The sequence below is a fragment of the Lentimicrobium sp. L6 genome, from assembly GCF_013166655.1.
Classification (GTDB): Bacteria; Bacteroidota; Bacteroidia; order Bacteroidales; family UBA12170; genus UBA12170.
This window is the reverse complement of sequence record NZ_JABKCA010000115.1, coordinates 1-10,212: the sequence shown is the minus strand read 5'-3', so window position 1 is coordinate 10,212 and position 10,212 is coordinate 1. Positions and strand designations below refer to the sequence as shown.

General features: G+C 34.5%; 4 protein-coding genes. All 4 read right to left on the bottom strand.

Translation table 11 applies throughout. From position 1 onward, the window contains the following. Positions 1-3,433, bottom strand: a 3,433-nt coding sequence (locus HNS38_RS18940; protein ID WP_172346912.1) for a DUF6443 domain-containing protein, incomplete at its 3' end; no start/stop codon positions are given. A gap of 13 nt (positions 3,434-3,446) precedes the next feature. Beyond that, positions 3,447-6,989, bottom strand: a complete 3,543-nt coding sequence (locus HNS38_RS18935) for a hypothetical protein (protein ID WP_172278192.1) — start codon at positions 6,987-6,989, stop codon at positions 3,447-3,449. An 8-nt stretch (positions 6,990-6,997) separates the two neighbouring features. Beyond that, positions 6,998-9,076 carry a T9SS type A sorting domain-containing protein gene (locus HNS38_RS18930; RefSeq protein ID WP_172346911.1) on the bottom strand — a complete coding sequence of 693 codons (2,079 nt, stop codon included), beginning with the start codon at positions 9,074-9,076 and terminating at the stop codon, positions 6,998-7,000. A gap of 107 nt (positions 9,077-9,183) precedes the next feature. Further along, positions 9,184-9,816 carry a hypothetical protein gene (locus HNS38_RS18925; RefSeq protein ID WP_172346910.1) on the bottom strand — a complete coding sequence of 211 codons (633 nt, stop codon included), beginning with the start codon at positions 9,814-9,816 and terminating at the stop codon, positions 9,184-9,186. Positions 9,817-10,212: the final 396 nt, after the last annotated feature.

Here is a 10,212-nt window from a genome sequence, read left to right as displayed (position 1 = left end):
CAGGCTTTGGAACATCAGGCTTTGGAACATCAGGCTTTGGAACATCAGGCTTTGGGGCATCAGACTTTGGGGCATCAGACTTTAACTTCTTCTTTACATCAATTCTACTATCACCAATTAAACCTTGATCAAATAAACTAAATAGTAAAATTAAGCTTTCTGTTGTAGTTAAGCCAGTCGGCATAGAAACTTCTCCCTCAGGTTTGATAGAATTCAGAAAAGTTAAAAATGCAGATACTACTCTTGGATTTTTGGTTGAAAGAAACCTTAATACTTCTGGAGTTAATGCTACAAGCAGTCTTGTTTCACCGTATACTTCTGGTGCTGATCTAACAAAAAACCCAACTGTTGATGAAGCAATTGGAGTCATAGCCGTTGCACCTAAAATTATACCGAGTCCTTCAGCTTCTTGAGATCCTTTTAGATATTCTGCATCCTTAGCTAGTTTGGGATTATCTCTATGCATAGCAGCAGCTATTATACTAGAAACAGCCTGAAGACCCCACAAATCAATATTTGAAATTGGAGAGTTCTCAGCATAATTAAATGGTGACACATAAGCAAATTTATCTGCAACAGGATCAAGGCTTGGGAATCGAGCTAACTGTGGGTCATAAAACCGAAAACCATATTCATACCAGTCCAATCCAAAATCATCTTGTAATTCTTTTCCGTTGTAAAGATACTTATTTTCTGGAGTACTTATAATATCATTATAAGTCAATGCCTCTCCCATACTCATACCAAAGGGATAATAGCTTTGGTCTTGTAATACTTCGCCTTCTTCGTTAAACATAACTCGGGTATTACCTAGATGATCTTGCAGGGCGTATTCGTAATTATAACCTCCGCTTTCATTGGGTACTAAACGGCCTTCTCTGGTTTGGATAAATTGTAGGGTAGTATTTTCGTAGACATAAGCTCCCACATAATCTGTTATTATGCTTTCTTTGCTACCATCGTGTGTGTGCTTTCTTAATTTGGTTCCATTTGCCGTATAGATATAGCCTATGCTTTTGCTTTCTGCTTTATCATTGTTAAATTGAATACTTATTGGCAAATTCAAATGGTTGTAAGCAATGTTTTCTATCCCTTTATTATCATCGCTTTCCATATTACCATTATCATCATAAAGATACTCAACAGCATTAAACACCCCATTATCTTTAAATCCATAGTTTTCAAAATAATCTCCAAATTGATCATTAACAGATAATAGCTGGTTACCATTATAATCGTAATCAAGAAGATCTATTTCTTGGGCTACACCTCCAATATCCATATACCTACCTAATGTTTCAATATTTCCATTAGCATCGTAAGTATAGGTGGTATTATAAAGGCCATTATTTTGATAAACCGAAGCTTCGATTCTATTTAAACCATCATAAACAAAATCATAGGTTTTGATATCATCAAATGTTTCACTTGCCCAGCTAATAGCACCAATATTTCCATTGAATTGTTGATTACTTGCAGTATTATAATCCAATTGCATGGCAAATAAATCATCACCTAAACTATTGGGATTATTGATCCCTATCATCCAGCCTCTGATATTATAATCATAATCAATTTGCTGAATTGCATTTTCACTTTGCATATTAGCATGTAAGCTTTTATAGCTTAATTGCCCAAGTTCGTTGTATTTATTGACTGTTGCTACAGGATAGGAATTATTTACGGAATGTAAAGAACTTGTCAATAATTTGTTTTGATTATAATAAAATAATTGCCTAATTTTAGTTTCTTGGTCATTTAATATATGCTTATCAATTGACTCAATAATATCTCCAGTATAATTTACCTTATAGGAGACAATATCTACTCCTCCTAAATGATTATCGCTTATTTTTTGTATGGCCTGCTCATAAATATTGTAATAAGTTACACTTAACAATAAATCATCAATTACTGTTTCTGAATCGTTTAAAAGCACTTTAGTTGATGAGACAGTAGGCAGACCTATTACCTCAGTATTTGCTTCACCACTTGTCAAATGCAAAAAGTCTAATTCATCATCAGCAAATTTATAAATATTATCGGTATAAAGAATATCCAAAACTTGATAGCTATCATAATAATTAACTGTATGTATCTCATCTTGTGAGGATAAAATGGGATAAGTGGTATTTGAATAGGCAGTATTATTAAATCCGGTATTAGTTTCAAAATCTTCATAGCTTGCTGAGCTCATGGCTGTCGTTCTGATGTCATTAACAGTAGTACTTGGAATTGTACAAACACCATTTATTATGGGTCTATTAAAAACATCATACTTTGTGAAAGACCATTTATCGTAGGGTCTTTGATTGCCATCTTGCGATAGAATTAATTGGTCTCTTTTATTATAAACCAAATAAACCGGACTTGCTCCCGGAAGTTTCTTTAATATCATTCTATTCCTATGATCATATTCATAATAATAACATAGGGCATTTATTTCATCTTCTGTTGGGACAGATGAACCATTACATTTTAATGCTGCTAATGTTGGAACTATATATCTTAGTAATCCCAAGTCATCAAATACATAATAAGTCTTGGTATTCTCTTCTCCACATTTCACAATGACCCTATTTTCAAAGTCCTTATAATCAACATTCTCATTACCATCTTCATCTATTGTAATAGTTTTAAATAGAGTATTTGTAGAAAAAACTTCTCCAGAATTGACCAGATTACCGACTTCCACCTTGAGTATTGGGAAGGTTTCGGCAGAACTAGAGTTGGACAGGTATTTATATTCAATAAAATGACCACTTGTCTCACTTAACTGCCATGCTGCTCCTGGAGATCCTTGTTTTACAACTCTATCAAGAGGAGAACCATCAAACTCTTTATCTGCAAATGCTGAAAAGCCATCACCTGTAGAAAAATAGTTATGGTAATACTCACTGTTTTCTTCTACTGCATTAGATCTGAAACCACCAGGTCCATTTTCTCCATCTTGAGCAATAGCATAGGAGAGGTATTCTTTTTTTACTCTTCCAAATTCGTCATAAATAGTAGGTTGTATAATATCATTATCATAAGAGGAGGCCTTTACATTAACAGTTTGAATGGGCCTTCCAATGCCATCAAAATAATTAATGGTTTCTTTCCACTCATGATAATCTATTTGGTCATGTACGGGTGGAATCTGAGTTGAATTATCTTTTAAAGGATGGTAAACCCTAACATAATTCATATTAAATTCTCCATCAGTTTCAGAAACACCTCCATTTAAAGGTAAATCTGGGTCAATGTATCCAACAAAATTATTATGATTAGCTGTATTAAAACCAGGACTTAAAGTTAAAGAAACTCTTGCTACTTCTTCATCACTATTATATGTTGATATTGCTCTATAATTCCAATCATCACCAAAGCTTTGGGCATATGTTAATAAATTGAAAACAATAATTATAATACTTATAGATATTTTTTTCATTTTTTTCTGGTATTTAATTTCCCTCAAAATAATGATATTCAATGTATTCAATAATATTATCATTAAAATCTTTGATAATATTCAACCTTTCTAAATCATCGTAGGTATAGGTTGTGGTTTTTTCATTTGGAGAGGTTTCTGATGCCATTCCTTTTAATGGTTCGTAAGTATAGGTCCATATTTGAGTACCCTCCAAATTGGGATGATTCCTTAAATTATGGAATATGGCTTCCAATTCGCTACTGGATTTCTGTTGTAAGACCTCATAATCAACTCCAATGGCATTTTTAACATCTTGAATATATTCAGCATTAACAATTTTAGCAATTGGATACTGGTAATTATAGCCCCATAAATAAACGATATGCACATCATCAGATTTGGATACTTCAAGTATATTTCCTTTGAAATCATGCTCATGATAATCAACCCTAAGCTCTAAAGGACCAGAAGACCCATTGGCTTCGCTATAGCCTTTTACTGGAAAAATTGGAAAACTATAGGTGCTTAATTTTCTGATATAATCAAGTCTTTTAAGTTGAATACGTTGACCATTCACCTTTTGTTCTTGTTCAACTATTGGTCTGATTTTATTTCTAAGTCTCATATCATCAAATGGAGATATTCCATAAAAATCATAGGGATATTTATAAAAGCTTTCGACCACATCATTATTTGAATTTATTGTTTTGGAGTAGCTTAACTGATGATGATCATCATAGTCATATTCAACTGTTTTGGTTATACTATTAATATCATCAAAATGATGGATTTCAGTTTTTGCAGTTAATAAAGATTTAGCTCGTTGCTTATTTGGATAAGCCCCTATTTGCCATTTATTATAAGTCTCATAAAAACAGCGACACGCATCCACGAAACTAAATCTTTTTTCAATTAGTGAATATCTGGCTCCATAGAAACAAGTATTAATAACTCCAGGCTGATATAAATTGACTGTTTCAGAAATAGGATTTTCTAAATCATTTTGAAAATATTTTTCTCCTAATAATAATCCATTCTCTAGGCTTGGTCTTTCAGGCGGTAAAATAACTGAGTTTGTTGAAAAAAAACCTATGCCAGATCCAAGGGAAGACTGATCCGGCTCATTTGAGAAAGTAGTCACAGTATAACCTGTACTGTTTTCATCATTTTGAGTTGAAATATTTTTTTCAATAACATCAGTGTACCCGACATATCTGCCACTCGCTGAAGTTGATATTCCTGTCAAACTAGCAGAGTAAATATTGTATTTATATGCATGTACACGTCTTTCCTCACAAACCTCAACGCAAGGAATAATGGGGTCATCATAAACAAGCTCTAACATTTCGTCATGAAAAGGAGTAGTATGCTTATTTGCATATACAAGTGGAGACATTAATTTTCCTCTTTCATATATAAATTCATTTTTTCCGATCAGGTTGTCATTTTCATTATAAGATTCTATTTTCTTCACTCGTAGTCCACTTCCAAATGAAAGATTATTATTTTCCCCATAATCAAAATAGGACAAATGTAGATATGCACCACTGGCTATTGACGGAGGCGAATATCCGCAGCCTCCACCCACATTTTCTACCCAAACTAATCCTCTTTTGAATTCGTATTCTAGATCTGGAAAATGCTCAACTGCATTGGGCTCAGGATTATCCATTGTTATATCAATCACCTGATCAATATATGCATCATAATTGTCTCCCCCTGGCTGTGCACCCAATTCATTTAATGTTGGCATCACACCATACCCATTATTTATATACGCATCCAAGAGGCCATTTTCCTCTGTGTCTTTATAGGAATAAATTCTTATATGAGGTGAATTGTCACAATCATTCCAATCACATCCCCACAGGCTTAACTGTGCACTTCCCTCAAAAAAAGTAGTTTCCCCAAAAATTGCTGCTCCATGCTCAATTAAGGATTGTGGCAGGTCTGGACCTATACGTAAATAACCTTGCTCACCGTCATCAATATTGGGTACATAATAGTTATCAAAACTATTTAATTCGTAATCAAATACTGTGTATCCTCCTGTTGGATAAACAATATTTTTAAGAACACTGGATTTTGTATGCTCAACACTTGAACTCTTATTATTGTAACGTATACGCTCATAGAATGAATTTTCATTATAAGGAAAACCAAACCTATAAATATTGGGGAAAAGTGATTCATTAATCAAAACCCCATTATAATATCCCCAATAATCTGTTGCTAAAGATGTCTTTTTAGGAAGAGGATTCTCTTCAAAGTATTCAAACTCATAAGTTGGCTTTCCGACTTCTTGCACAGATAATAGCTTTAATCTTTTGGTCAGTTCATCATTCGTTTTAATGATACTTGTTTCTATTAAATAAGAGTCCAAATTCTCGCCATTAGAATGACCATTAAAATAATCATACTCGAAATTAAAAGTCTTAACCGGCACATAATTATTTTTACTTTTCCTCAATTCAATACTATTTAGCTTTAGAGCTGAGATAATGTCTAACCTATCATCAGTAGAATTAAATTTAATATAACCTCCATCAAATTCAATTGAAGTTAAATAAGAATATTCTTGTTTGGATGCAGTAATAGTCTTTAATATGTCAAACTGATTGATTCCCAAAACTTGGAAATCGCTTGAGTTTAAAAAAGGCTCATAAAAGTACATGTGCTTCGAAATATTTGGATACCCATCAACCTCATCTGTATTGGTGTATTCATAATCGATAACATCTCCTTGATTTGTTATAATTTGAATTAATTGATAGGTTCTGAAGGATTTTTCATTATGGTTTACAAGATCTGTAATATTGCTGCCTATTCCACCACCCATTTCTTCACTCTCTGAATAGTGAGAGATAAATGTCCCTACCTCTTTGATTAGAAAAACAAAGTGATGTCCTTCTGATACAATTATAGTAAAGTCCCCAGGGGTTCCTCCAGCAGAATAGTTTGATTCAATGAGAATATTGGGGTCTGATAAGCAAACAAATTCTTCATTTTCCCAATCCAGGATAAAACTACCAGAATAATCCAAGAAGCTAAATTTAAAAATATCAGGTTCACTGTCCCAAACACCTTCTGGATAAGAAGGATGTAGTAATCCACCGTGGCTTATGTGATTAGTTCCTGCAATCCAAAAAGGTTCGCATCCTGCCAGTGCACCATCAGGTAAATTAGGCTCTATTTCCTGAAAATCCGGTAATGATCTGTGCCTATAGAACCCATAATCATCATATCCTTGAATAACTTGAGTTATAGACCCTCCTGCATTTAAAGTCCATCCTAAACCAGTCCATCCCGCTTCTTCATTAACTTTAAAACCAGTACTATGATATGACAGATAGATTGGTATATCGAGTCCTTTAGCATTGATAGTATAAATGGGAATTGAGATATTGGGGACACCAGTATACTTTCCTACTGGTATTTCACCATACTTCATAAATTCATATGCTTTAGGGTTTGAAGGTAACACATTAGGAAGGGCTGTACCTTCATTCATTTGAGAGTATACTGTACCAATCAAACAAAACATTAACAGTATTAAAACATTTATCTTTCTCATTATAATACTTATTTAACCACCACAACCCTATCCTCCAGAGTCACAGTTCCATTTTTAATCATTAAAATATAGGTGCCAGGAACCAAGTCCTGCACATTTAATTCCATCTCCATATTTATGGAGGATATATCGGGTTTTAATTCCCATAATCGAGTTCCTTCAAGAGTACAGAACTCTAGTTGTAAAGCTTCTCTCAAGTTGAGGTTCTCTAATTTGAGAAAGCATTGCTCTTTAGCTGGATTGGGGTAAATTTGTAGGCTTAGCTCATTGTTTCCTTCGCTTTCTAAATCATCCATTCCCAAAACTGTAATATTAATTTCTCCTTGGCCCTGACAGAAATTGGTATCTAAAACAGCAACCGAATAATGATGATCGCCTAAAACTAAGTTTTGAGTGTTTATCTCCATATAAGAAAGTGTAGATTGGTCATTCCATTGATAAGATTCTAAATGGGGATCAGCTACCAATTGTATCACATCACCTTGGTAAACCACCATATCCTCACCCAAGTCTACTCTTGGGTCATCGTTAAGCTGTATGAATATGCTATCTCTGGATAGGCACTCAAATTCATCTTTAGCTATTAAATAATACATGGCTGTGGTATCGGCCTTCTTAGTAGAATTTCCTGAAATATCATTCCAAATATATTCCACATAATTGGTGTCGGCTTGTATCTCAAATATCTGAGCACATAATGCCGTATCTGAAGGCAATTGTATGGCTTTGCTAAAATCACAATCATACAATCTGGTTAGAAAATAGTCCTCTTGATCTGCTCGGAGGCTGGTATCTTCTAAGGCTTTAAACTTTTCATTGAAATTTCCGGAGAGGTAAATATAGTTTTCGGTGTCGACAATGAGTTGTCGAGCATAATCGGCATTGGTATCTCCCAAGGCTTCCATATATCTAAATTTGCCACCGGCCTCAAATTTGGCCAGAAAGACATCAGAAGAAAAGTCTACCGACTCTATTTCTTGCTCTTCTTTTTCTATGCTTCCTCTAAAACTTCCACTTAGGTAAATGCTATTGTATTGGTTACATGCCACCGACATTAAATAGTCATTGGCCTTGCCACCCAATTGTTCCATCCATAGGAGTTCTCGCTCGGGATTATACTTGGCAATAAACACATCGTAATTCCCACTAGATTGCATGGGGAACTGGGCTTCTGTTTGCAATTGAGCTGAAAAACATCCTGCCCATAAATAATGGCCTTCATGGTCGAAACCAATGCTTTTGCCATAATCCTTATAAACGCCACCCAGCTGTTTGCTATCCACAACTTCCAAATCATTATTCAGCTCCACTAAAAAAGCATCGGTATATCCTTTGGAGTAGAAAGTTTGGCTTCCAATATGAAGGTTTTTCTCAAAACTTCCGGTTAGTAATAAATGACCATCCAGAGTAGTGGTTACTCCTTTTACCTCTTCATCTCCGTTGCCATTTAATATCAAATGGTTTTCCAATTCTCCATCTTTATTAAAGCTCCCAACAAATATTTCGGAGCTATAATTTCCTTTAAAGGTTTCTTTATCAATGACTAAATCTCGTGTATAACTACCCACAAACCAATAACCTTTATCAGCTCTTTGTTGTACAAAAATGGGTAGGCCTTTAAAATAACCTTCAATATGTTTTACCATCTGGAACTTCCCGGCTGTATCAATCACTGCAAAAAAGGCTTGATTTCCTTTTTTTGCTTTCAATTGGTATTCATCGAGCATGATTTCCTCATTAAAGAAACCTGAGATTAATAGTTTACCATCCTCAGTGAGGTCTAAGCTATTGATATGGCAATAATCTTTGCTTTTCACTTGATGAAACCAAGTTTGTTCTCCATCAGAATTATATTTTGCAATAAAGATGTCCTTATTGCCTTCGCTGCTTTTAATGTCTCTTTTGGCAGTAGAAGTGAAATTACCCACCACAAACATATTATTAGCAGTATCCATTTTCATATCGCTCACCAAATCCCAGCTTGCTCCATCGCTATTCTTTAGCCATTGCACGGAGACCGATTGAGCAATAAGTCCATGGGAAATAATAGCTAATAATAAGCTTATTAGTATATTTTTTACCTTCATGATATAGGTTTTAATTTAAATCGTGTATTGTGAAACAAAGTATTCCTTAAGCTCCCAGAACCATCCCTTTTAGAGGAGGGCATTCATGAGCAACTATCTTAAGAATATTATTTCTGTGCTTCTAATAATTGGTCAATCAGCTTTTGCTGTTTTTCGAGTAGAATTTGTTGTTGCTCTAGAGTTTCCTGCTGAGTATTAATGGTTTTATCTTGATCTATCACATAAAGAGTTAATTCTTCTACCTTACGTAGTAAAATATCATCCATTTCACCTAAAGAATAGCCGTCTTTAGCAAACTCTTCGGCACTCATTACTTCAGGTAAGTGTTTATTTGTTTTTACAAATGTTTCTAACTCATTTAATGGCATTAAGGAATAATCGGCTTCGAATACATAGTCGGAGCTTGGTACTGTTTCTGTTACTTTAATTAGAGTAGCGTTGATAGAGCCTGCAACTACTAATTTATGTGTTCCTACATTAGCAGTTCCAATTCCTACACTACCATAATAGTTTGCAACAGAATTTGTTTCATCCCATATTCCAACACCACTTAATGTTCCAGGGTCAACCCAAGAAGCATTTCCACTCGCATCAGATTGTAAGATTTTACCATCTAAAGCACTTCCGTTTGTCATTTGGAAGCCTGAAGTTTTTGTAGTACCATTCACTTCTAAACTTTTACTTGGATTATCAATCCCAATACCTACATTACCTGCCGCAGTAATGGCTAATCCTCGCACAACTCCCTTTGAACCATAGCTATACTTTGACTTTAACTTTAGAGTTCTTGCAACAGTTGAAGAACCAAAGCTAATAGTAGTCGAACCTAAACCTAAGTCAATATCTCCCAGTATATTTGCTGTACTTTGGACTATCAGTTCCTGATCTATTCTTACATCCCCATCAACATCCAGTTGGGCACTTGGAGAATCTGTTCCAATACCTACACGGTTATTAGCATCTATTGTGATAATATTGGTTTGTGTTCCTGCTGGAGGAGGCTCAACTCCTTTGCCAAATACATTTTTAGAAATTTGGAAAATACTACTTGAGCTTTCTCCATATACTAACTTATTAGTACTAACCCGAGTTCGATTATAAAAACAGAGCTAATTGATCGTCTTTCTCCAAATCAT